The organism is Paraburkholderia ginsengiterrae (assembly GCF_001645125.1).
GTDB classification, from domain to species: Bacteria; Pseudomonadota; Gammaproteobacteria; order Burkholderiales; family Burkholderiaceae; genus Paraburkholderia; species Paraburkholderia ginsengiterrae.
Genome location: NZ_LXKA01000143.1, coordinates 36233 through 59654, shown reverse-complemented (window position 1 = coordinate 59654; position 23422 = coordinate 36233). Strand labels below are relative to the sequence as shown.

Here is a 23422-nt window from a genome sequence, read left to right as displayed (position 1 = left end):
ATTACGGCCGTTCGCCCCGCGCCAGACGCGCGTCGATGTCACGCACGACCGGCATCAGATCCGCGACGCTGTCGATCACATAGTGCGCGCCAGCCGCCTGCAACTTCTGGATCGCCGCCCCGCGGCGCCGCGCGAATTCAGCCGGCGCGAGCGCCTTGACGTCCGCTTCGGCCATACCGAACGCGTTGCCGCTCACGGCGACCCCAACGGCCCACGTGCCGCCGTTGATGCCCTCTTCAATGCCCACTTCGGTGTCGTCGACCTTGATCACGTCCTTTGTGCGCCACACGCCTAATTCCGGCAGCGTCTTGTAGATCATGTACGGCGACGGCCGGCCTTCCGGCGTATCGCCGGTGCACACGATGCTGTCCGGCGAAAATCCCTGCGCCGCCGCGCCCGGCACGATCTCGGCCATGATCTCGCGTGTATAGCCGGTGGTCGTGCCGATGCGGATGCCGTCGGCGCGCAATGCGCTCGCCACCTCGGCCACACCCGGAATCACCGAGCTGTAGCTCGCCGCGACCGCGATGTTCTTCGGCACGAACACGTCGTACACGGCGTCGATATCCGCCTCGCCCGGCGGATGGCCGTATTTGTCGGCCCAGGCCAGCGCGACGCGCGGCAACGCCATTAGCGCCGCGATATGCGGGCGCTTGGCCATGCCCATCGGACCGCGTGCTTCCTCAATCGTGATCGACACGCCGAACAATTCGAACGTCTCGACGAAGGCGCCCATCGGCGCCAGAGAACCATAATCGACCACCGTACCGGCCCAGTCGAAAATCACTGCTTTTACATGCTTCACAGACTTCAATTTCCAGGTCATTCCAAAACCCGCGCGGCATGCCGCGCGCCCTGCGTGGCCATGGGTTCCGCACGCGTACGCACGGAACCCCCGCGGTACCCCATTAATCAGGCCATTTCCGCCAATGCCTTACGCTCTTCGATCGCGGCCGCCGGCGGCGTGGCACGGTCGACGCCCATCGTCCGCAACGCATTGCCGCAGGCCTCGACGACGCGGCGCATCACATGCTCATCCACCTGGCCGATACAGCCGATGCGGAAACTGTCCACCACCGTCAGCTTGCCCGGATAGATGATGAAACCTTGCTGCTTCATCAATTCATAGAAGCGCTCGAATTTGAACGACGGGTGCGCCGGCGAAAAAAACGTCACGATGATCGGCGAGCGCCAGCGCGCGCCCAGGAGCGGCTCGAAGCCGAGTTCATGCATGCCCGCCACCAGCACGTCGCGATTTTGCGCGTAGCGCGCGAGGCGTCCAGCCTGGCCGCCCTCGAGCTTGTGCAGACGCAGTGCTTCGATAAACGCGGCCACCGTATGGGTGGGCGGCGTGAAGCGCCATTGGCCGGTGCGGTTCATCACGTCCCATTGATCGTAGACGTCGAGCGCGAGCGAGTGGCTGCGGCCCTTGGCCTCCTGCAGCGCGCTCTTGCGGGCGATCACAAAGCCGAAGCCCGGCACGCCCTCGATGCACTTGTTCGCCGACGACACGAAAGCCTCGCACGCAATCTCGCGCACGTCGAGCGGCACCGCGCCGAATGCGCTCATCGAATCGATCAGCAGCTTGCGGCCCTTCTTCGCAGTGGCGGCGGCGATTTCCTCCAGCGGATTGAGAATGCCCGAGCTGGTTTCGCAATGCACCGCGATCACATGGGTGATACGCGGGTCGGCATCGATCATCCGTTCGACTTCCTCGCCACGCGGCGGCAGGTAGTCGCCCTTGTCGAGCACCGTATGGGCGCGGCCGAGATAGCCGAGCGTGGAGGCAATGCGCTTGCCATACGCGCCGTTGGCGAGCACCAGGGCGTGCGCGTCGCGCGGCAGGAGGCTGCCGAGCATCGCCTCGACGCAGTAGCTGCCGCTGCCTTGCAACGGGACGCAGTCATACTCGCCCGCCGTGTCGCCGGCGATGTCCAGCAGGCTCGTGCGCAAGAGCGCCGTCATCGCGCGGAAATCGCCGTCCCACGAGCCCCAGTCGCGCAGCATGGCTTCCTTGGTGGAGAACGCCGTGGTGAGCGGCCCGGGCGTCAACAGATACGGCTCACCCTTGGCCGGCGGCGCGCAGGTGGCCGCAGCAGATGCTGCCGCGGGCGCGGCGGGGGCATTGCCGATCGTGCTTTCCATGTTCGAACTCTCCGATATCGCTGTTTCGGTACTTCAATCCGGTACTTCACTTCCGTAGTTCACTACAGTACAGAAAGAAGGAGCATCGGTAAAATCGATATAATTGATGCAGGTATCGCAAAAACTTATTTACTGGCGAGGCACACGTGCAATACGCGCAATTGCGGGCGTTTCATGCGGTCGCGGAACATGGCGGATTCTCCAAAGCCGCGCAGGCGCTCTCGCTCACGCAGCCTGCGGTGTCGGACCACGTGCGGCGGCTGGAACAGGATTACGGCGTCAAACTGTTCGAACGCGGGCCGCGCGGCGTCGAAACCACCGAACTCGGCCTGCGCCTGTTCAGCGTGACGCGGCAGATGCTCAGCTGCGAGCGCGACGCGCGGCAGCTGCTCGAATCGGCGGGCGGGCTCGAATCCGGTTCGCTCTCGCTGGTCGCGGACGCGCCGGATCTGGCGGTCGCGCTCATCGGCGCATTTCGCAAGCTGCATCCGGGGATCGTCGTGACGCTATCCATCGCCAACGCGGCCGATTGCATGCAGCGCGTGCTGTCGAGCGCGGTGGACGCCGCCATTACCGCCGCGCCGCAGGTGCACAGCCGGCTCGAGGCGCGCGTGTTGCGCCGCGACCCGCTGGTGGCGATGGTGCCGGCGAGTTATGCAGTCGCGAAGAAACGCAAGCTGAGCTACACCGAACTGGTTCAGCAGCCGATGATTTTCCGCGAGCCGCAATCGGTCACGCAGCAATTGCTGGAGATCGAACTGGTGCGCGAGTCCTTGCAGGTGGAACCGGTGATGTACGTGGACGGGCGCGAGGCGCTAGAAGAAGCGGTCGCGCAAGGCATGGGGGTGGGCGTGATCGCGCGCGCCGAATTCAACGAATCGCGGCGCATCAGGATGATTCCGCTGGAGGATTGCCAGGTGCAGATGATCGAGTCGCTCACGCGCCGCGCCGAGCGGCCGGGATCGAATCTGCTGGATGCGTTGTTTGCGGTGGAGTTGCCGGGGCCTGCGCCCGCCGCCGCAGCCCGATAAAAGCAGCGGCGGCACATTGTCAGGCGCGCGCCGGCATGCGCCACAGCCTCAATGATATCGGGCCATGCCGCACGCCGCCGTGCGCCACGCGCTCAAGTGTTACCGCGACCCGCCGCTCACAATCAGGCTTTCGCCGGTCACCCAGCGCGCATCGTCCGAAGCGAGGAAGGTGACGACGTCGGCGATATCGTCCGGCTGGCCGATGCGGCCAAGCGGCGTCGTGCTGACAGCCCATGTCTCGAAGTCCGAGCCGATGAAGCCCGCGCTATGCGTGCCTTCGGTAGCGATCATGCCTGGATTCACGGAGTTCACGCGGATCTTGCGCGGCCCCAGTTCACGGGCAAGGGAGCCGGTAATGCCGTCCACCGCGCCCTTCGTCGCGGTATAGACCGCGCTGCCCGCCGGCGTAATGCGGCTCACGACCGAACTGATGTTGACGATGCTGCCGCCTTCGCCGAGATGCTTGACCGCCGCCTGCGTGACGAGCAGCAGGCCCAGCACGTTCACATTGAAATGCTGATGGAAGTGCTCTTCAGTGATCTCTTCAATTGGCGAAAAGGCATACACGCCCGAGTTGTTCACGAGAATGTCCAGCCGGCCATACGTTTCGATCGCCGCGTCGACAATGCCTTGTGCGTCCGCTGCTTTGGAGACGTCGCCCGCCACGGCCACTGCCTTGCCGCCCGCCGCGGTGATATCCGCGACCACGCCGTCGGCGCCCGACCTGCTCGACGCGTAATTCACCACCACCGAGGCGCCTTGCGCAGCCAATGCCTTTGCAATCGCCGCGCCGATGCCTTTCGATGCACCGGTGACCACCGCGACCTTACCTGTGAGCTTGCTCATCATCGTTTCCTTTCAAATGGATTCGCGCCGACGTGCGGGCGCACTACCGCCGAAGACAATGTAAGCATCTCGGGGGCACGGATAAAGTGGTCGAAAGCGAACAGATACGTTACGTGAGCCGAACAATCGGTCGCCCTCGCCCCTCAATTCACCGCATCGAAGTGAAGCCGTTGAAAAACGAGCGCGCATTCGCGTCGAGCGTCTCGATGTGATAGCCGCCTTCCTGCACGATCAAGGTCGGGAGTTTCTGCGCGCCGAGCCGGCCGCCGAGCGTGCCGAAACCTTCGGTCGTCACGGCTACCAGCGCTTGCGGATCGTCCTTGTAGATGTCGAAGCCCAGTGCCACCACGAGCGCCTCGGGCTGAAAACGCGCGACCACGCGCAGCGCCGCATCGAGTTGCTCGAAGAACACCTCTTCCGATGAACCGTGCGGCATCGGCAGATTGACGTTGTAACCCTCGCCCTGCGCCACGCCGCGCTCGTCCTCGAAGCCCGCCACCGCCGGATAGAAATTCGTAGGGTCGCCATGGATCGACACGTACAACACATCGTCGCGCCCGTAGAAAATTTCCTGAATGCCCTGGCCGTGATGCATGTCGGTGTCGAGTATCGCCACGCGTGCGTATTTCCCGCGCAAGGCCTGCGCGGCCACCGCAGCGTTGTTCAGATAGCAGAAACCGCCGGCGGCTTCGGCGCGCGCATGGTGGCCCGGCGGGCGGCATAGCGCGTAGGCCTCGCCAGCACCGTCGAGAAGCGCCTGCGCGCCGGCCAGCGCGCTTTGGGCGGACCAGTACGCGGATTCATACGTATCGGCGCCGATCGGGCAACTGCCGTCGGCCTGATAGCGCCCGGCCTGCGCGAGTATGCCGCGCAGCGGATTGTTCTCGCGGATATACACGTTCGACATCACTTCGTCGCCCCAGTCCGCGGGCATCTTTTTCCACTCGCGGTGCGCTTCCTCGAGGAAGCGCAGATAGTTCATGCCGTGCACTTCGGCGAGCGGCGCCGTGCCGAAATCCGCGGGTTCGCGCACGTCGAAGTCGAGTTTCCTGACCGCTTCCACGAGCCGCAACGCACGCTCGGGCACTTCTTGCGCCGTGCGCATCTGGCCGCGCGAAAAATAGCTGCGCGGATGGTGCTTCAATTGCGCGGGATGAAAAAACGTCTGCATGTTCTGCTTCCTTTGCTTCAAGCTTCAAGCTTCAAGCTTCAAGCGTGCGCCGGTGCGACCACTGTGGCACGCGCCAGCACCGCATTGATCAACACGTTCGCGCCGGCGGTTACGTCGTCGGGTAGCGCGTCTTCGGCTTCGTTGTGCGAGAGTCCGTTCACACAGGGAATGAACACCATGGCGCTCGGCACGTGCCGCGCCAGATGAATCGCATCATGCCCCGCACCGCTGACAATACGCTTATAGGCATAACCCAGCCGGCGCGTCGCGTTGAGTGGATTCAGCGCTTAAGCAGCAGCTTGATCTGCACCGTCACGCTGGCCAGCACCGCCAGCGCGCCGAGTGTATCGAGAATAACGGGCCACATGACTTTGCCCTCCTTGTTCGCTCACGTCACGGATTAAACGAATGCGCGCGCCGACAATTCCACGCCCAGTGCGAGCAGGCAAACAAAAAAACATCGGCGAAAAGTGATCCCGCTAATGCACCCGCGCACGCGCTGTCCGATCCACATGCCCACGAGCGCCGGCACCACGGCGAAGAGCGATGCGCGCAGATCGTCGATCGCAAACGCGTGCTCCCGTGCGAGGCCGATCGCGAGCGCAATGGTGGAGACGGTGAATGAAAGCCCGAGCGCCTGCACCAGTTCTTCTTTCTGCAACGCCAGCCCTTGCAGATAAGGCACCGCCGGCACGACGAACACGCCGGTGCCCCCGGTCACGACGCCCGTGACCGCGCCGATCACCGGCGACAACCAGCGTTCGTGCCGCGCGGGCACCGGCAAGTGCCACGCGAGCAAGCCGGCCGCTGCGTAAAGCATCAATGCGGCGCCGAGGCCGGCCACCGCCCAAACGCCGCCCCCGCCGGCGATGAACGACGCGGCCGCGACCGTTCCGGCAGTAATGCCTGCCATCATCGGCCACAGCCGTCTGGACAGCGCCCGCACGTCCGGCCCCGCGAACAGTTGCCAGACGTTCGTCACGAACGACGGCACCAGCAGCATCGCGGCGGCCTGCGCGGGCAGCATGAGCGTGCCGAGCACGCCCATCGCGACAGTCGGCAGGCCCATGCCGGTCACGCCCTTGACGAAACCGGCCACCACGAAGGTCGCGCCGATCACGCCGGCGTTCATCGCAAGCGAAGAGATCATCGGATCGGTGTTGTTGATGTGATGTCAGCGATTTTCGATCGCCGCAAGGCAGGCCACAATGCGTAAGATACGTACTGTGCCTTAGGCTGGGACGAAGGCTCAAACCCAGGCTCAAACCCAGGCTTAAACCCAACCTTAAACGCAGGCTGCAACCTGGCCCGTAACCGAGGCAGACAACCCACTACCGGCTCCCGCTCAAACGGTCCTCCATGCGCTTCGACCTCGTCGATCTACGGCTCTTTCTGCACATTCTCGATACCGGCAGCATCACGCACGGCGCGGCGCGCGCGAACCTGTCGCTGCCCTCGGCGAGCGCGCGGCTGCGCGGCATGGAAGACACCTTGGGCATGCCGCTGCTCGAACGTGGCCGCCGCGGTGTCGAATCCACGCCGACCGGCGACACGCTCGCGCATCATGCGCGGCTCGTGTTGGGGCAGATAGAAAGAATGCAGGGCGAACTTGGCGAGCATCAGGAAGGCCGCAAGGCCTGCATCCGCCTGTGGACCAACACGGCGGCGATTACCGAATTCCTGCCTTCCGCGATCGGCCTCTTTCTGCGCAATCATCCCAACGTGCAGATCGATCTGAAGGAGCGCCAAAGCAGCGAAACGGTCAAGGCCGTGCTTACCGGCGCAGCGGAAATCGGCATCATTTCAGACGCGGTCGAGCACGGCGCATTGCAGACCCTGCCCTTTGCCGTCGACAAACTGGTGCTCATCACGAGCCGTGACGATGCGCTCGCGACTCGCCGCCGCGCCACGCTCGCGGAGGTGGCCGAGCGCGAATTCATCGGCCTGAGCGCGGATAGCGCGCTGACGGCCTATCTGGGTGAGCGGGCGCTGCTCGCCGGCCAGAGCCTGCGTGTGCGAACCCATGTGCGGACTTTCGACGCGATCTGCTGCATGGTCGAGCAAGGTGCCGGCGTCGGCATCGTGCCGGCCACGGCGGCGAAGCGCTATCGCGGCACGCCGGGTATCCGCACGATCGAGCTGACCGATAGCTGGGCCACGCGGCAGTTGCTGATCTGCATGCGCGAGCTGAATGCGATGGCGCGTCCGGAAAAGGCGTTGGTGCGCCATCTGGCGGGAGTCTGACCGCGGCGCGGGCAGCGCTGCGACGCAGTTGTAGGGCATGGCGTCACGGTCGCTTGCGTTCACGCCGCGCTTTGACAAGGTGCCGCCTGCGCGGCACCTTCAGCCTGCTGCCGCGCCTACCGGTCGTCGTCCCGAATCGACGATGCGTGCCGGCACAACGCGCGCACTTCAACCGCCATATACGGAAAGAGCGGCAACTGGCTCAGCACATCATGCAGATGTGCGGGGCTCTCCACGTCGAACACGCTGATATTCGCGTAGCGCCCGGCAATGCGCCACAGGTGCCGCCATACACCCTCCCGTTGCAACTTTTGCGACATCGCCTTCTCGTCGGCCTTCAGGCGCGCGGCACGTTCGGCGTCCATGTCGGGCGGCAGGTTGACGGTCATCTCAACGTGAAACAGCATACTGGTTCTCCTTTCTGATCATTGGGCCACGCATCAGGCCGCGGCGCGCAAGCGCTCGATTTCGGCGCCCGGCAGGTTCTCGCGCTCCTTGAACAGCGTGAAGTCGAAATCGATCAGCGCGAAGTTGCCGTCCACGCCATACGGTTTGCCTTCGGCGCCCTCGGCCTGCTTGACCGCCGGCACGAGGCCGTCGCGCGTGGCGAACGCGAAGTCGTCCCACAGGTACGGATCGCCGTCGATGTTGATCTGCGTGGTCAGCTTGCGGAAGCCCGGCGAGGACACGAAGAAGTGAATATGCGCCGGACGATGCCCGTGACGGCCAAGCTGATCGAGCAACTGTTGCGTCTTGCCTTGCGGCGGCACGCTGTAGCCGACCGGCACGACGCTGCGGAAGCTGTACCGGCCTTCCGCATCGGTGCGGATCGAGCGGCGCAGATTGAAGGCCGGCTGCGACTGGTCGAAGTACGAGTAATTGCCGAGATGGTTCGCGTGCCACACTTCCACCAGCGCATGCGCCAACGGCTTGCCGTCTTCGCCAAGCACGCGACCGCGCATCACCAGCGTCTGGCCCGGATCGGTGCCGTCGTCGAGCCGTGCATGCCCGTCGGACAGCGGCGCACCGGCCACATACAGCGGACCTTCGATCGTGCGCGGCGTGCCGCCTTCAATGCCTGCCTTTGCCTCCGCTTCATCCAGGCGCAGATCGAGAAAATGTTCGAAACCGAGCCCCGCAGCCAGCAAACCCAGCTCGCCGCTCTTGCCGGCGTCTCCGAGATAGTTCAGCGCGGTCCAGAATTCAGCGGGCTGCACGTCGAGGTCTTCGATCGTATAGAACAGGTCCTGCACGATCCGGTTGACGATCTCCTTGGTGCGCGGATTGCCTTCGCTGGTGGCGCTGTCGTTGATTTTCTGGAGCAGCGCGTCGATAGCTTGCTTGTTCACGGGGTATCTCCTTCGTTTGATGTTCTGGATGACTAATGGATCACGGTTCAGAGTGTGGTAACGCTGGCGCCCTTGCGCGTGTCGCGCCGCAGGCGATCGATCTTGTCCCAGTCGAGCGTGATGCCCAGACCCGGACCTTCAGGCAGATGCAGGGAGAAGTTCTCGTAACGCAGCGGTTCGGTGAGAATTTCTTCGGTGAGCAGCAGCGGGCCGAACAGCTCGGTGCCCCACTTCAACTCGCCGAACGTGCTGAAGAGTTGCGCCGAGGCGATCGTGCCCACCGCGCCTTCGAGCATCGTGCCGCCGTACAGATCGAGATTCGCGGCCGCCGCGATCGCCGCCACGTGCGCGGCGCCCGCGAGGCCGCCGGATTGGGCGATCTTCACGGCGAACACATCCGCGGTGCGCGCACTGGCGATGGCGAAAGCGTCCGCCGGTCCGTGCAGCGCCTCGTCGGCCATGATCGGCACGAGTGCCAGGTCGGTCAGACGCTTGAGGCCCGCGCGGTTGTCCGCCGCAATCGGCTGCTCGATCAGCGTTACGCCGGCGTCGGCGAAACGCCGGCCGGCCCAGATCGACTCGGACTCGGTCCATGCCTGATTCACGTCGACCCGCACCTCGCCACGGCCGTCCAGCGCCTTTCTGATCGCGACGACATGCGCCACGTCGTCCGCCACCGCGCGCGCGCCGATCTTCAGCTTGAAGACACGGTGACGCTTCATCTCGAGCACCTGCGCGGCTTCGTCGATATCGCGCTGGGTTTCGCCGCTCGCGAGCGTCCACGCCACCTCCACCGAATCGCGCACGCGGCCGCCGAACAGCTCCGAGAGCGGCACGCCGACGCGCTGCGCCTGAGCGTCGAACAAGGCGGTTTCGAGCGCGGATCGGGCAAACCGGTTGCCCTGAAACAGTTCGCGCAGCTTTGCCATGGCGGCGCCCGGACGGGTCGCGTCCATGCCTTTGAGCAGCGGCGCGAAATATGTGTCGATATTGACCTTGATGCTTTCCGGGCTTTCCTCGCCGTAGGCGAGGCCGCCGATCGTGGTGCCCTCGCCCACGCCGACGATGCCGTCGGCGCACCGGATGCGCACCAGCACCAGCGTCTGACAGTTCATCGTTGCGACCGAGAGGCGGTGCGGACGGATCGTCGGGACGTCGACGAGAATCGTCTCCACGCTTTCGATCTTCACGGGTGTTGCTATCATTCGTTGCGCTCCTGAACTGCTTGACCGGGAGCCCCCATAGTAGAAACAAACCCGCGAAGCAGTCCAACACCGATTCAGACTACTTCCATACCTTGGAGGTATGCATGGAACTTCGCCAACTGCGCTACTTCATCGCGGTCGCGGAAGAAATGAACATCACGCGAGCGGCCAACCGTCTGCATATGACGCAGCCGCCGCTCAGCCGCCAGATCCAGCAGATCGAAGAAAGCATCGGCCTGGCGCTGTTCGAGCGCGGTTCGCGGCCGTTGCGCCTGACCGAGGCCGGGCGCATTTTCTATGCGCAGGCCAAGCGCCTCGTCGATGAAGCCGAAGAGCTCGCGCCACTGACACGCCGCCTTGCGCAACTGGCTGAGCGCGTCGTGATCGGCTTCGTGCCGTCCACGCTGTATGGCGCGCTGCCCGCTGTGATCCGGGCGTTTCGCGAGGCCGCGCCGCATATCGAGTTGTCGCTGATTGAAATGTTTACGATCGAACAGCTCGCGGCCCTCAAAGGCGGCCGTATCGATGTGGGCTTCGGCCGCCTGCGTTTCGACGACGCGCAACTCGCACGCGAAGTGCTCGTCGAAGAACGGATGATCGCCGCGCTGCCGCAAGACCATCCGCTCGCGCGCCAGAAGAAGCCGCTCACGCTGGCCGCGCTCGCGCAGGAAACCCTGATCGTCTACCCCAGCACGCCGCGTCCGAGCTACGCCGACCAGCAGCTATCCGCGATGCACGATCACGCGCTGGAGCCGAAGGCGATTCATGAAGTCAGGGAATTGCAGACCGCGCTGGGCCTCGTGGCGGCGCAAGTGGGTGTGTGTCTCGTGCCGGAAAGCGTGGAGGGATTGCGCGCGCACGGCGTGGTGTACCGGCCGATTCCGGCGGCCAAGGTGGCCTCGCCGATCATCATGAGCCACCGCTTGCAGGATGAATCGCCGACTACGGCGCTGCTGTGTTCACTCGCGCGGGATATTTTCATGCGGAGTTGACACGCTCGCGAGCGGGCGGCGTGCGATTGCCGCCCTGAAGGACGCGGGCTCGCATCCAATGATGTCCGTGAACCCCACGCGCCTCAGCATGATGCGCGACACCATCGCCGATGGATGCCGCCGCGCATCACCACTTCGGACTACTTTACGTCGAACTTGTAGTCGCCGTGCGTGCGATGCCCGTCTGAGGCCACCGCCACCCAATGCACCGTGTAGCGGCCGGCGGCAAGCGGCGGCAACGGCACTGAGATCACCGCCGGCTGATGCTCGTCGACGGCGGATTTCTGCGCGTTGACCTGCTTGCCGCTCGCGTCGGTCACCGTCAGCGAACTGAATGCCGGTTCAAGCGGCCCGTCGAACAGCACCCGCACCTGCGCGGGCGATGCCACCGTCGCGCCCGCACCAGGTTCCTGCTTCTGCGGAAACACATGTGCGAGAGCCGCGCCCGCGAATGCGAGGCCCGCGAGCAGCGTGGCCAGTTTCGTGGCGGCGCTCGTGCGTCTCGCGCGGCTGTTCTTCATCATGTCGTTCATTGTGTTTCTCCTGCGTTACTGGAACAGGGGTTTGCCGATCGTGGTGGGCGCAACGTCGTCGAAGAATACGTGCGCCTGGACCAGGATGCCCACGTGCGAACCGCTCGCGCGATTGATCGGCACCTGCGCTTCCACGCCGAACTGCCCGTACCGGTTGATCCAGATAAAGCCCGGATTGACCGTGCCGGTTGTCTGCCCCTGGCTGCGCGACAGCGGGATTTCCACCAGCGGGATCAGGTTCGCGAACGGCTGCGGCAGACCGGCATCGTGCACGTGCTGCTGCAGATACGGCAAGCTGTACTGCACCGTGAAGCCGTAGTTGAACGCGTTCGGCTGTCCTGCGCCGGTGGTGAGCGCCGGCGCCGCCTCCGCCGTGATGGCAACCGGGCGCAAATACGCGAGAGAATCAGGCAGATCGCCCATGCCCTTGCCGACATACACGGTCGGCGAGATCGTCGAGAAGTTGTCGGCGACCGCACGGCTGCCGGTCCCGCCGAGTTCGGCGTTGACCCCGACCGACGTCATGAATTCGTGCGCGTCGTTGACATACAACAGGTACTTCAAGCCGACGCCAAAGTTGCCAAAACCGCGCGCCGTCGGATTGTTTTGCATCTGATAGTTGCCGTCGACGGACACCGCGAGCCGTGACGTGATCAGTTTGTCGTACTCGAAGCTGAACGTGTTGATGCTCTGATCACCGTTGTCTCCGGGCACGCGTTGATGGCCGTACTCGAGGTTGGCTTCGTCGCCGACGCCGGGGTCGTCGACGGCCAGCGTCGAGGGAAAGACGCGATCGCCCGCAATCGCGTGGGCGCTAGCGAGCGTGGGCGCGCACAACAACACGGAAGCGGCGGCCGCGGTGAGCGACGCCGCGCGCAGCGATTTGCCGCTGCGCTTTGCCTGACTTTCCAGGCTTTGCTGGATTTGCATGGTTGATCCTGTTTCATCGAGAGTGACTATGCCGGCGCGCACGCCTCGAACGGACGTGCGGCGTCAGCCGCGATGCACTCGTGGCATCGCGCCTTGGTGACTCGAATCAGGATGGGAACGGTGGCGCGCGGGGCTGGGCGAAGGTGAGCGGTTCGGCCCGGCGAACGCTTTCGAAACGGGTCGCGACAGTGTGCTGCAGCGTCCGTACGGCGACGACGAACAAGCCCTCGACGCTCGGCATGACGGGCATGTGGGCGAGCAGGCTGCAATAGCCGCAGGCGTCGCTGTCTGAGGTCGCGGAGTGTTGGGCGGATTTGCCCAGGGACTGCCCGGGCGCGCCGGAAGTGAGCGCTGCTGCATCGGCCTGTACCGCCGCCAGCGGCGGCATCCCGCAGTACGCGCCGAGGATAGCGCCGGCTTCGTTGCGCGCAGCGAGCGTGTGCGAGATCGTCGGGGCGAGCGTGGCCATCAGGATCGCAAACAATCCCAGCCAACTGCCGATCTTCCGATAGAAACGACTCACGATGCGCGCGGCGACACGATGAAAAGCTGCGGAGAATTATGCCACGGCGAACCACACCTTTCGTGTGCTGGAGCGCTCGTTATGCCGGACATTCCGAAATACCCCGCCCCGGCCGCCCATGCTGCCCATCCTGCCCGCTGTGCCGTACGGCAAGGCGTTTCCCGCCCACCCGGTCAATAGAGCATACTGCCGACGCCAAACCCGCCGCCAACGGTACACAATGCGATCATCCAGGCATCCCGCACGGAGTGTCCATGAAAGCACCGCGCCCGCGTCCCCCGCATTTTCCCGGCGACCCGCACCATGCCGAATGGCGCGATCACACCGTGGCTTATGTGGTGGTGGCCGCGATCGTCGTGATCGTCGTCGGACTGATCGTCTGGCTAATCGATCCGGCGCCGCCCAGGACGATCACCATGAGCGCCGGCCCGCACGACAGCTCGTTTCTCGTCACCGCCGAGCAGTACAGGAAGATTCTCGCGCGCAACGGCATCACACTGAATGTGCTGGAGTCCGACGGCTCCGTGCAGAACCTGAAGCGCCTGCTGGACCCCGAGCAGCGCGTCGATATTGCATTGGTGCAAGGCGGCATAGCCGGCGGGCTCGACACCTCGTCGCTCATGTCGCTCGGCAGCGTTTTCTATATTCCGGTGGTGGTGTTCTACCGCGGCGCGGGCCTGAACCAGCTTTCGCAACTGGAAGGCAAACGGATCGCGGTGGGCCGCGAAGGCAGCGGTACGCGCATGCTGGCGCTTGCGCTGCTGAAGGCAAACGGCATTGTGCCGGGCGGCAGCTCGGTGCTGGTGCCGAGCGACGGTATGCAGGCCGCCACCCAACTGATAGCGGGCGACGTTGACGCGGCCATCCTGAACGGCGACTCGGCCACGCGTGACCTGATGCTGCGTCTGCTCAGGGTGCCGGGTATTTCGGTGATGGATTTCTCGGAAGCGAGCGCCTATACGCGCATCTTTCCCTATCTGAACGAGATCGACCTGCCGCCCGGCGTGCTGGATTTGCAGCATACGATACCGCCTGAAACGATCCATCTGATCAGCCCGACGGTTGAACTCGTGGCCCGGACCAGTCTGCATCCGGCCATCTCCGACCTGCTGATCGAAGCGGCGCAGGAAGTGCATGGCACGCCGGGTCTGTTGCAGCATGCGGGCGAATTCCCGAGTCCGGTCGCGCATGAATACCAGATCGGCGCGGACGCGCAGCGCTACTACAAGACCGGCAAGAGCTTTCTGTACCGCACGCTGCCGTTCTGGCTCGCAAGCATCGCCGACCGCACGCTGTTTCTGCTGCTGCCGGTGGCCGTGCTGCTGGTCCCGGCCATGCGCCTGATCCCCGCACTGTACGGCTGGCGGGTGCGCTCGCGCATCTATCGCTACTATGGTTCGCTGATCGCGATCGAACGCGCGGCCATGGCCGACACGACCGCCGAGGAGCGCAAACGGCTCTTCGCGGAACTGGATCAGATCGAGGGGACGTTGAACCGCCTGCGCATGCCGCTCGCCTATGCCGACGCCTTCTATGTGCTGCGTGAACACGTCGGATTTGTGCGCAGCCGCCTCGCGGCCGGCGCGCTGCAAGGCAGCCACCCCTAGCCGGGGTGGCGGTTCGCTTACGCTTCGCCGGTGGCCGGCGGGCTCGCCGGTTCGGCAGGGGCTTGCTGGTTGGTCGGCGCCGGCGCTGACGTCGCCGCCGGGGCGGCCTGCGGCTCGCTGTGTGCGCCGTCTGCCGAAGCCGTTGCGGCTTCAGCCTGTGCATTCGCGGCCTCGGCTGTCGCCTCAGCGCCTTCAGCGCTCGCCGGCGCAGTTGCTGCGGTCGCGCTCGCCGCGCCAGCCGCCGCTTTCTGTGCGCTCCGGTTCGCGCGATGCGCCTGCAGACGCTGCGCGCCGGCGGCTTCCTGCGCCGTGACCTTGCCGGCCTCGGCGCCGGTCAGATCGACGCGCGCCGCGCCTTCGACGAGACATTTCCAGTAGCGGCTGCCACGGCACCACGTCTTGATCGCCTCGCGCAACTCGGCTTCGCTCAGCGACAGTTCCTTCGCATGCACCACCAGGTCTTCGAAAATACCGACCTTCAGCGGCAGCTTGGGCGCCGGATTCTTCGGGAAAGCAATGGGGAAGCGTTTCTGCAAGCGCCCGATCGATTTCACCACGGGGTCGACGGGCTTCGCATCCACAGCCGGCTTCGTGCTGGCCGGGTTGGCACCCTCGGCCGAAGGCGCCGATGCGGGCGCGGCACGGCGCGGCGGCGCGGGCTTGCGGGCAGGCCTCGGGCCCGACTTCGCACCGGCGTTGGCGCCAGCCGAACCAGGCTTGGCGCCCGGTTTTGCGTGCGATTCCGCGCCAGTCTTGGAAGCGTCCTTTGAAGCAGGCTTGCCGCCACCGGAGCGCGCGGCAGGTGCGGCCGCGGCGCGGGCCGCTGCCAGTTGCTTCTTCAGTTCAGCGAGTTGTTCGAAACCCATAGCGCACAATCGATCGAGAAAGACGAGATTGTAGCAGCGTGTGGAAACACGCTCGTGTCCGCGCCATAAGGCGGGCAGCAAATAGAGTATTTCGTCGCGCCATGTCAGGGCGATGTACCCGCCGTTCTGACCCCGTCAACTCTTGATGGCGGCCGGCGCAATGGCCTCAAGGGCCTCATGCGCTTTCAGGCCGGACAACGACACGCACAGGCCTGGGCGGCCTTCATTGTTGCGCAGGGCGAGTCGCAACTGATGCCGCTCGGCGATCCGCGACACGATCGCGAGCCCAAGCCCGCTGCCCTCGCCTTGAGCCTCGTCCCCGCGATAGAAACGGTCGAACACGCGTTCGAGCTCGGGTGCCGGGATGCCCGAGCCGGTATCGACGACCTCGAAATTCACGCGCGTGCCGGCACGCCGCAAAATCACGTCGACGCGGCCGCCGCGCGGCGTATGGCGGATCGCATTGTTGATCAGATTGCCCAGCAGCACGCTCATGCCGTGCGGCTCGGCCAGCACGGCGTACGTATCGCCGGCCGAGCGCGCGCCTTCGCACTCCAGACCGAGGTCGATCTCCTTGGTCTCGGCGAGCAGCGACAGATCGCCCACAGCCTGCTCGCCGATGCGGCGCAAGCTGACCGGCACCATCGACGTCACCGGATGCGCGTCCTCACGCGCCAGCGTCAGCAATTGCTGCACGAGGTGAATGATCCGGTTGACGCGCCCTTCGACGCGCTCGAGCGTCTGCCCTTCGCCCTTGAGCGAGCCGTCGCGCGACGCCGCTTGCAATTGCAGCTTCAGCGCGGCGAGCGGCGAGCGCAATTCGTGCGCGGCGTCGGCGATAAACGTACGCTGCGCCTGCGACGCCGTGTGCAGCCGCTGCAGCAGATCGTTGAGCGCTTCCACCAGCGGCTTGATCTCGACCGGCACGCTGCCGTCCAGGCGCAGCGGCTCGAGCGAATCGATCGAACGGGTGGACAGCGCGCGCGACAGGCCGCCGATCGGCGCCAGCCCGCGGGCCACTACCAGCAGCACCAGCCCGATCGTGACCGGCACCAGCGCGGCGAGCGGCCACAGCGTGTGCAGCGCCAGTTTCATCGCCAGGTCCTCGCGCACGGAGATGGGCTGCGCCACCTGGATATAGCGCCCCGCCTGCTGCACGCCGAACGTGCGCCAGTGGTACTCGCCGCGCTCCACCGTGCTGAAGCCCGCGGGCTGGCGCGGGAATACCGGCGCCTGGCGCGAGTGATAGATGAGCTGGCCGGCCGTGTCCCAGATGTCGATGACGACCCGGTCGTCCGCCAGATCGCCCAGGTCCGGGCTATGGTGTTCACCGTCACCCGCGCCGGCGAGGTTCGACGGCAACGACAGCGCGACGGTGCGCAGTTCGTAGTCGAACAGTTCGCTCGCTTCTTCGCGCGCCGTATGAAATATGCCGAAGCCGGCCACACCCGAGGCCGCCGCCAGGCCAAATATCAGCCAGCCCAGCAGCCAGCGGCGAATCGAGGTCATCAGCACCTCTTCAGACGGTAGCCCACGCCGCGCACGGTCACCACCTGGTCCGCGCCGATCTTGCGCCGCAAGCTATGAACGTGCACTTCGATCGTGTTGCTGCCCACCTCTTCGCCCCAGCCATACAGCTTCTCTTCCAGCTCGGACTTGGTGAACACACGGGTCGGTTCTTCGATCAGCGCCTGCAGCAACGCGAATTCGCGCGGCACGAGCGGCAGCGGCTCGCCGGACTTGGTGACTTCGTGCGCCGCCGGGTCGAGCGTGAGTTCGCCGTGCGCATAGACCGGCTGCTTCTGGCCGGTGCGCCGGCGCAGCAGCGCACGCACGCGGGCGGCCAGTTCGTCGAGGTCGAATGGCTTGATCAGGTAGTCGTCGGCGCCGGCGTCGAGGCCGCGGATGCGTTCGTCCACCGCGTCGCGCGCGGTCAGGATGATGACCGGCGCGGCGCCGCCGCCCTTGCGATAGGCGTTGAGCACGTCGATGCCGTCTTTCTTCGGCAAGCCCAGATCGAGCAGCACGAGGTCGTACACGCCGTTGCCCAGCGACAGCTCCGCCGCGCGGCCGTCTTCGGCCCAGTCGATCGCGTAGCCGGCCCGGCGCATGGCGCCTTGCACCGTTTCCGCAATCATCTCGTCGTCTTCGACCAATAGCAGACGCATGGCTTCTCCTCTGTCCGGTTTGCCCGCATTGTCCCGTCCGTTAGCTTAACGCTTCCTTAGGTTTGCCTTATGTTTCGCTGAAGTTTCGCTGAACGGAGGCTGATGGGACGCTTAAATGGCAGTTAAGCGTGTCTTAAGCAGCCGCTGCGCAGAATCGGCTCCTGTTATTCGGCACCCACTCGCGGTTGCCACCCCTCTTTGCTCAGGAGCCGGATTTTGCCTGTTTTCAAACCCGCAGCGGCGGCGGCATCGACGCGGCTGCGTGCGCTCGTGCCGCTCTGCGCGCTGCTGCTGGGCGGCTGCGCGTGGTATCACCGCGAGCCGCTCGCGCCGCAGGATACGTCCACCTCCGCCCGCTCGCTCGAACGCATCCGCATCGATCCGTCGAGCATGCCGCTGCCGGAACTGGCCGCGCATCGCTTCGATCCGTCCGACGGGCTCGATATCGACGAGGTCGCGATGCTCGCGGTCGCCAACAACCCGGACCTCAAGCTGGCGCGCGACGACCTCGGCATCGCCCGAGCTCAAGCCTACTCGGCGGGCTTGCTGCCCGACCCGCAACTGAGCGTGTCGAGCGATTATCCCGGCGCGGCCGGCGCCACGCGTGCGTTCAACTACGGGCTGAGCATCGACGTGATGGCGATCGTGCTGCGCAGCGCGAACAAGCAATCCGCCGACGCCACGGTGGCCAAGACCGATCTCGGCCTGCTGTGGCAGGAATGGCAGATCGTCGCGCAGGCGCGGCAGCTGTTCATCAAGTCGCGCTTCCAGCAGGACACGCTGCCGCTCCTGCAACAACAGCGCGATCTGGCGCGCACGCGCTACGAACGCATGGCCGAAGCGCGCCGCGACGGCAATCTGACCGACGACACGCTGACCGCCGCGCTCACTGCCTACAGCGACGCGCGCAAGCAATACACGGACGCCGAGCGCACCGCCGAGCAGACGCATCACGATCTGAACGCGCTGCTCGGCCTCGCGCCGGAGGTGCAGTTGCCGCTCACCGGCAGCGACGCCATCGAGCCGTTGTCCGACACCACGCTCGACGCCGCGCTCGCCCATCTGGCGCAGCGCCGCCCGGATCTGATCGCACTTCAGGCGGGTTACGAGGCGCAGGAGCAGAAATATCGCGCGGCGATTCTGAGCCAGTTTCCGAGTCTCTCGGTGGGTTTCGTGCGGGCGCGCGACACTTCGAACATCTACACGAGCGGCTTCCAGATCAACCTGAGCCTGCCGATCTTCAACCGCAACCAGGGCAACGTCGCGATTGAAAAAGCAACCCGTCAGCGGCTGCGCGACGAGTATCAGACGCGCCTGAACCAGGCTTACGCGGACGTCGCGCATCTGCGCGCGGACAACGCGATCCTCACGCGGCAATTGCAGCAAACCGAGGCGGCGCTGCCCGAGGTCGAGCTCGCCGCGCAACATGCCAGCGCGGCCTACGCGGACCACAATCTTGCACTCGGCGCTTACACCGACGCGCAGAGCGCCGCGCTCACCAAACGCATCGACGTCGCCACCGTGCGCGAATCGCTCGCCGAACAACGCGTCGGCTTGCAGGCGCTCCTCGGCAGCGCGATTCCCGATGCCTTCTCCTCAGCCCAGACTGACACCGACACTCATGCGAAATAGTCCATTCCTGGCGGCACGACCGCGTCTCGCCGTGCTGGCGGTTGGCGTCGCCTGCGCCACGCTTCTCTACCTGGGCGTTCATGCGGCCCGCGCGGCCGGCGCCGCCACGCCTGATAGCAGTGCCGACGACAGCGCCGCTCAGCCCGTCGTCGCCGTCCAGACCGTGCGCGTGCAGCGCGCCGCTATCGCGCAGCCGGTGCGGGCGTATGGGATCGTCGCGGCATCCGCGTCGAACCTCACCACGGTCAATCTGCCGTACACCGCGCGCATCGTGCAGATGCGCGTGCAGGCCGGACAGACCGTGACGCGCGGCGCGCCGCTCTTCGTCGTGCAGGCCGATCCAGCCGTCGTGCTCGCCGCCACCCAGGCAAAAAGCGCCGTGACGCTCGCGCAAGGCGAGCTGGCGCGCACGCAATCGCTGTATGACAAGGGACTCGCCACGCAGTCACAACTCGCAACCGCCCGCAAGGCCGCTGAAGACGCGCAACAGGCGCTCGCCGCGCAGAATCAGAGCGGCGTGGCGGGCGGCAACAAGGTCGTGACCGCGCCGCTCGACGGCGTGGTGCTGCAAGTGTCGGCGGCTCAGGGCGATCAGGTGCAGCCCGGCGCCGCGATCCTGCAACTCGCCGGCGGCAGCGGCAAGGACACGCGCGCCAATGTGTCGCTCGGCGTCGAGCCCTCGGATGCCGCCGCGATTCACGCCGGCGACAGCGTCACGCTGCATGGCCTGTCCACCGCATTGGCGAACACCTCGGCACAAGGCCGCGTGACGCTGGTCGGCGCTTCCATCGACCCGCAGAGCCAGCTTGTCGACATCGGCGCGAACGTGCCGCGCGCTCAGACGCCGTTCATCCCCGGCACGCGCGTGAGCGCCGACATCGCCACGCAAACCGGCGTTCACTGGATCGTGCCGCGCGCCGCCGTGTTGAAAGACGATCAAGGCGCTTACGTGTTCCAGATCACCCCGCAGAACAAGGCACGCCGCGTGGCCGTGACGACGCAGGTCGAGAACGGCGGGCGCTACGGCGTGGACGGTCCGATCGACGCAGCGCTGGGCCTCGTGGTGAGCGGCAACTATGAATTGAAGGACGGCATGGCGGTGCAGACCGGCAAAGGCGCGCCGCGATGAATTTCGGTCAATGGATGCAGATGCATCGGCGCTCGCTGCTGTTCGTGATTGCGCTGCTGGCGATCGCGGGCGTGCTGAGCGCGTTCCGTCTGCCGATCTCGCTGTTCCCGAACGTCGCGTTCCCACGCGCCGTGGTCTCGCTCGACGCCGGCGACCGCCCCGCCGAGCAGATGGCCACGCTCGTCACCATGCCCGTCGAGGAAGCGCTGCGGCGCGTGCCGAATGTGCGCGACGTCGAATCGACCACGAGCCGCGGCTCGGCGGAAATTTCGATCAACTTCGACTGGGGCACCGACATGGCGCAGGCCACGTTGCAGGCACAGTCGGCCATCAGCGAAATTCTCGCGACGCTGCCGCAAGGCACCTCGATGCAGGTCCGCCGCATGGACCCCACCGTGTTTCCGGTGCTGGCATACAGCCTGACTTCGAAACAGCAGACGCTTTCCGCGCTGCACGATCTCGCGCAGTTCCAGATGCGGCCTCTGCTCTCGTCGGTGGAAGGCGTGGCGCGAGTGGAGGTGACGGGCGGCGCGCAGGACGAACTGGAAGTCGCCATCGATCCCGCCCGCCTCGCCGCCTACAAGCTCTCGCTCGCCGACGTCTCGAAGGCGGTCGGCGCGAGCAACGTGCTGATGGCCAATGGGCGCATCGAAGATCACGACAAGCTGTATCTCGTGATCGCCAACAGCACCATCACGCAACTGGATGAGCTTCGCAACGTGGTGGTATCGGCCACCGGCGCCACGCAGATTCGCCTTGGCGACGTCGCGACGGTAAGCGCGGGCGTCGTGCCGCAATGGATGCGCGTCACCGCCGACGGCCAGGATGCCGTGCTCATCAACGTCTATCAGCAGCCTGGCGCGAACAGCGTGGCGATGGCCAAGGCGATCCGCGCGAAGCTGGCCGGTTTCCAGAGCCAGATGCCGGCGGGCGTGCATCTGTCGAACTGGTACGATCAGAGCGAACTGGTGATCGCGTCGGCCACCAGCGTGCGCGACGCAATCATGATCGGCGTGGTGCTGGCCGCGTTGACTCTGTTCGCATTCCTGCGCAACTGGAAGATCACCGCGATCGCCGTCGCGCTGGTGCCGGTGGTGATGGCCGCGACGATTCTGCTGCTCGACGTGTTCGGCATGGGCTTCAACATCATGACGCTCGGCGGCATGGCCGCCGCGGTCGGCCTCGTGATCGACGACGCGATCGTGATGATCGAACACATCGTGCGGCGTATGCGCGAAGGCGGAGCCCACGCGTTTCATGGCCGTGTGCTGGCGGCGGCGCTCGAATTCACGCGGCCGCTGGCCGGGTCGTCGGCGGCGACGCTGATCATTTTCGTGCCGCTGGCGTTTCTGTCTGGCGTGACCGGCGCGTTCTTCAAGGCGCTGTCCGTCACGATGGCGAGCGCGCTGTTCATTTCGTTTCTGGTCACGTGGCTCGCGGTGCCGATTCTGTGCGACCGCTGGCTGAAACCGAAAGATGCCGAGGAGCATCAGGAAACGCGCTTCGCGTCGTGGATGAACCGGCGCTACGCGTTTCTGGTCGAGCGCGTCACCACACGGCCGGTGCTCGTGCTGCTCGGCGTGCTGCCGCCGATCGTGGTGGCTGCGTTCGCCTTCACGCGGGTCGGCAGCGGCTTCATGCCGACCATGGACGAAGGCGGCTTCGTGCTCGACTATCACACCGAGCCCGGCACCTCGATCACCGAGACCGACCGGCTGATGAAGCAGATTGAAGGCATCATCCGCGCAAATCCGAATGTCCTGACCTATTCGCGCCGCACCGGCGCCGGTCTCGGCGGCGATCTGAACGAACCCAACAAGGGCGACTTCTTCGTGCGGCTGAAGTCGGGCAACCGTGAGCCGATCGAGACGGTGATGGAAGAAATCCGCTCGAAGATCGAGACCCAGGTGCCGGGCGTGAACATCGAACTCGCGCAGTTGATGGAGGATCTGATCGGCGACCTGACGGCGGTGCCGCAGCCGGTCCAGATCAAGATCTACTCCGACGATCAGACCACGCTCGACACGACCGCGCGCAAGGTCGCGGCGCAGATCGGCAAGATTCGGGGCGTGGTGGACGTGAACGACGGCATCAACCCGGCCGGCGACGCGCTCGAATTGCATATCCGGCCGGAAGCGGCAGCCGCCGAAGGCATGGACCCGCAGTCGATCGCGCAGGCGGTCTCCGACATGGTCGAAGGCAACGTAGCGACGCAGTTCCAGAGCGGACCGAAAACGGTCGGCGTCCGCGTGCGTGTAGCCGGTGCGCTGACGCTGACGGATACGCAACTGGGCCAGTTGCAGATTCGCGCGCCCGACGGGCATCTCTTCGCGCTCAAGCGCGTGGCCGATCCGGTCACGGTGACCGGCCAGCCAGAAATCAGCCGCGACAACCTGAAACGGATGGTGGCGGTGACCGCGCGCATCGACGGCCGCGATCTCGGCTCGACCATCGCCGACGTGCAGAAGGCGCTCAGCGATCAGAACCTGCTGCCCGCCGGGGTGTACTACGAACTGGGCGGCCTGTATCAGCAACAGCAGATCGCTTTCAAGGGCCTGCTGATCGTGTTCGGCGCGGCGATTGCGCTGGTGTTCGGCCTGCTGCTGTTTCTCTACGAGCGCTTTCGCGTCGCCATCGCGGTCATGGCCATGCCCTTGCTGGCGGCGGGCGCCGTGTTCATCGGCTTATGGGTGACCGGCATCGAGTTGAACATCTCGGCGATGATGGGGATGACGATGATCATCGGCATCGTGACCGAGGTGGCGATTTTCTATGTGTCGGAGTTGCAGGCGCTGGTGCGCGACGACGAGATGCCGTTCGAGGAGGCCCTGCTGACCGCCGGCCGCAATCGCCTGCGCCCTATTGCGATGACGACGATCGCCGCGATTCTGGCGCTGCTGCCGCTCGCTTTCGCGCTAGGGCAAGGCTCGGCGATGCAGCAGCCGCTCGCGATCGCAATTATTTCCGGGCTGATCGTGCAGCTGCCGCTGGTGTTGCTGCTGCTGCCGGTGTTGTTGAAGTTGCTGATGAAGAAGCAGGCGATTTGAGCGG

Annotated in this window: 21 protein-coding genes and 1 pseudogene; 7 read left to right on the top strand and 15 right to left on the bottom strand. The window is 65.4% G+C overall.

What is annotated here, in order from left to right; translation table 11 throughout:
• Position 1 precedes the first annotated feature (1 nt).
• Both phnX and A6V37_RS11965 read right to left on the bottom strand, forming a co-directional pair.
• On the bottom strand, positions 2–805 hold the full coding sequence (phnX, locus tag A6V37_RS11970) for a phosphonoacetaldehyde hydrolase (protein WP_064267322.1): 804 nt from the start codon (positions 803–805) through the stop codon (positions 2–4).
• 107 nt (positions 806–912) lie between these two features.
• Entirely contained in the window at positions 913–2145 is a 1233-nt protein-coding gene (locus A6V37_RS11965; protein ID WP_064267263.1) for a 2-aminoethylphosphonate--pyruvate transaminase, read from the bottom strand.
• Positions 2146–2291: 146 nt separating this feature from the next.
• On the opposite strand from A6V37_RS11965, the gene A6V37_RS11960 reads away from it, so the two are divergent.
• The gene (locus A6V37_RS11960) at positions 2292–3176 is read left to right on the top strand and encodes a LysR substrate-binding domain-containing protein (RefSeq protein WP_064267262.1); all 885 of its coding nucleotides are present in this window, start codon (positions 2292–2294) and stop codon (positions 3174–3176) included.
• Between the two features lie 99 nt (positions 3177–3275).
• Here the strand turns inward: A6V37_RS11960 and A6V37_RS11955 are convergent, their stop codons facing one another.
• The 4 genes and pseudogenes from A6V37_RS11955 to A6V37_RS11945 all read right to left on the bottom strand — a co-directional run bounded on the left by A6V37_RS11955 (position 3276) and on the right by A6V37_RS11945 (position 6343).
• Positions 3276–4022, bottom strand: coding sequence for an SDR family NAD(P)-dependent oxidoreductase (locus A6V37_RS11955; RefSeq protein WP_064267261.1), 747 nt, complete (start codon positions 4020–4022; stop codon positions 3276–3278).
• Between the two features lie 148 nt (positions 4023–4170).
• Positions 4171–5193: a histone deacetylase family protein gene (locus A6V37_RS11950; protein WP_064267260.1), complete on the bottom strand. Its 1023-nt coding sequence runs from the start codon at positions 5191–5193 to the stop codon at positions 4171–4173.
• Between the two features lie 38 nt (positions 5194–5231).
• Positions 5232–5462: pseudogene (locus A6V37_RS39050) on the bottom strand (M20/M25/M40 family metallo-hydrolase); the annotation flags it as partial.
• Positions 5463–5593: 131 nt separating this feature from the next.
• On the bottom strand, positions 5594–6343 hold the full coding sequence (locus A6V37_RS11945; protein WP_242665777.1) for a sulfite exporter TauE/SafE family protein: 750 nt from the start codon (positions 6341–6343) through the stop codon (positions 5594–5596).
• 209 nt (positions 6344–6552) lie between these two features.
• Between A6V37_RS11945 and A6V37_RS11940 the strand changes: the two genes are divergently transcribed.
• Positions 6553–7437: a LysR family transcriptional regulator gene (locus tag A6V37_RS11940; RefSeq protein ID WP_064267259.1), complete on the top strand. Its 885-nt coding sequence runs from the start codon at positions 6553–6555 to the stop codon at positions 7435–7437.
• A 116-nt stretch (positions 7438–7553) separates the two neighbouring features.
• Here A6V37_RS11940 and catC read toward each other — a convergent pair whose 3' ends face one another.
• Genes catC through A6V37_RS11925 form a run of 3 tightly spaced genes read right to left on the bottom strand, consistent with a single transcriptional unit; the run spans position 7554 to position 9991 of the window.
• Positions 7554–7844 (bottom strand): muconolactone Delta-isomerase, encoded by a 291-nt coding sequence (gene catC, locus A6V37_RS11935; RefSeq protein ID WP_064267258.1) that lies wholly within the window; start codon positions 7842–7844, stop codon positions 7554–7556.
• A gap of 33 nt (positions 7845–7877) precedes the next feature.
• Positions 7878–8786, bottom strand: a complete 909-nt coding sequence (gene catA / locus A6V37_RS11930; RefSeq protein WP_064267257.1) for a catechol 1,2-dioxygenase — start codon at positions 8784–8786, stop codon at positions 7878–7880.
• 47 nt (positions 8787–8833) lie between these two features.
• Positions 8834–9991 carry a muconate/chloromuconate family cycloisomerase gene (locus A6V37_RS11925; protein WP_064267256.1) on the bottom strand — a complete coding sequence of 386 codons (1158 nt, stop codon included), beginning with the start codon at positions 9989–9991 and terminating at the stop codon, positions 8834–8836.
• A 104-nt stretch (positions 9992–10095) separates the two neighbouring features.
• On the opposite strand from A6V37_RS11925, the gene A6V37_RS11920 reads away from it, so the two are divergent.
• Positions 10096–10983, top strand: a complete 888-nt coding sequence (locus tag A6V37_RS11920; RefSeq protein WP_064267255.1) for a LysR family transcriptional regulator — start codon at positions 10096–10098, stop codon at positions 10981–10983.
• Positions 10984–11123: 140 nt separating this feature from the next.
• Here the strand turns inward: A6V37_RS11920 and A6V37_RS11915 are convergent, their stop codons facing one another.
• From A6V37_RS11915 to A6V37_RS11905, 3 genes are all read right to left on the bottom strand, one after another.
• Positions 11124–11516, bottom strand: coding sequence for a copper resistance CopC family protein (locus A6V37_RS11915; RefSeq protein ID WP_064267254.1), 393 nt, complete (start codon positions 11514–11516; stop codon positions 11124–11126).
• A gap of 15 nt (positions 11517–11531) precedes the next feature.
• The gene (locus A6V37_RS11910) at positions 11532–12446 is read right to left on the bottom strand and encodes a hypothetical protein (RefSeq protein ID WP_242665776.1); all 915 of its coding nucleotides are present in this window, start codon (positions 12444–12446) and stop codon (positions 11532–11534) included.
• Positions 12447–12552: 106 nt separating this feature from the next.
• Positions 12553–12969, bottom strand: a complete 417-nt coding sequence (locus A6V37_RS11905; RefSeq protein ID WP_423213109.1) for a DUF2946 domain-containing protein — start codon at positions 12967–12969, stop codon at positions 12553–12555.
• A 254-nt stretch (positions 12970–13223) separates the two neighbouring features.
• Between A6V37_RS11905 and A6V37_RS11900 the strand changes: the two genes are divergently transcribed.
• The gene (locus A6V37_RS11900; RefSeq protein ID WP_064267252.1) at positions 13224–14576 is read left to right on the top strand and encodes a TAXI family TRAP transporter solute-binding subunit; all 1353 of its coding nucleotides are present in this window, start codon (positions 13224–13226) and stop codon (positions 14574–14576) included.
• A gap of 17 nt (positions 14577–14593) precedes the next feature.
• Here the strand turns inward: A6V37_RS11900 and A6V37_RS11895 are convergent, their stop codons facing one another.
• The 3 genes from A6V37_RS11895 to A6V37_RS11885 form a co-directional block, all read right to left on the bottom strand.
• Complete coding sequence (locus A6V37_RS11895; protein WP_064267251.1) at positions 14594–15442, bottom strand: ProQ/FinO family protein; 849 nt, start codon at positions 15440–15442, stop codon at positions 14594–14596.
• Between the two features lie 135 nt (positions 15443–15577).
• A complete protein-coding gene (locus A6V37_RS11890; protein ID WP_064286011.1) occupies positions 15578–16951 on the bottom strand; it encodes an ATP-binding protein in 1374 nt (457 codons plus the stop codon).
• Positions 16951–17610 carry a response regulator gene (locus tag A6V37_RS11885; protein WP_064267249.1) on the bottom strand — a complete coding sequence of 220 codons (660 nt, stop codon included), beginning with the start codon at positions 17608–17610 and terminating at the stop codon, positions 16951–16953. Before A6V37_RS11885 ends, A6V37_RS11890 begins: the two co-directional genes overlap by 1 nt.
• A 216-nt stretch (positions 17611–17826) precedes the next feature.
• Here A6V37_RS11885 and A6V37_RS11880 point away from each other — a divergent pair, with 216 nt between their 5' ends.
• From A6V37_RS11880 to A6V37_RS11870, 3 genes are read left to right on the top strand one after another with little or no spacing between them, the layout of a single operon-like run.
• The gene (locus A6V37_RS11880; protein ID WP_064286010.1) at positions 17827–19242 is read left to right on the top strand and encodes a TolC family protein; all 1416 of its coding nucleotides are present in this window, start codon (positions 17827–17829) and stop codon (positions 19240–19242) included.
• Positions 19232–20371 carry an efflux RND transporter periplasmic adaptor subunit gene (locus tag A6V37_RS11875; RefSeq protein ID WP_082902657.1) on the top strand — a complete coding sequence of 380 codons (1140 nt, stop codon included), beginning with the start codon at positions 19232–19234 and terminating at the stop codon, positions 20369–20371. The genes A6V37_RS11880 and A6V37_RS11875 overlap by 11 nt, the downstream gene beginning before the upstream one ends.
• Positions 20368–23418, top strand: a complete 3051-nt coding sequence (locus A6V37_RS11870; protein ID WP_064286009.1) for an efflux RND transporter permease subunit — start codon at positions 20368–20370, stop codon at positions 23416–23418. Before A6V37_RS11875 ends, A6V37_RS11870 begins: the two co-directional genes overlap by 4 nt.
• The last annotated feature ends 4 nt before the right edge of the window (positions 23419–23422 follow it).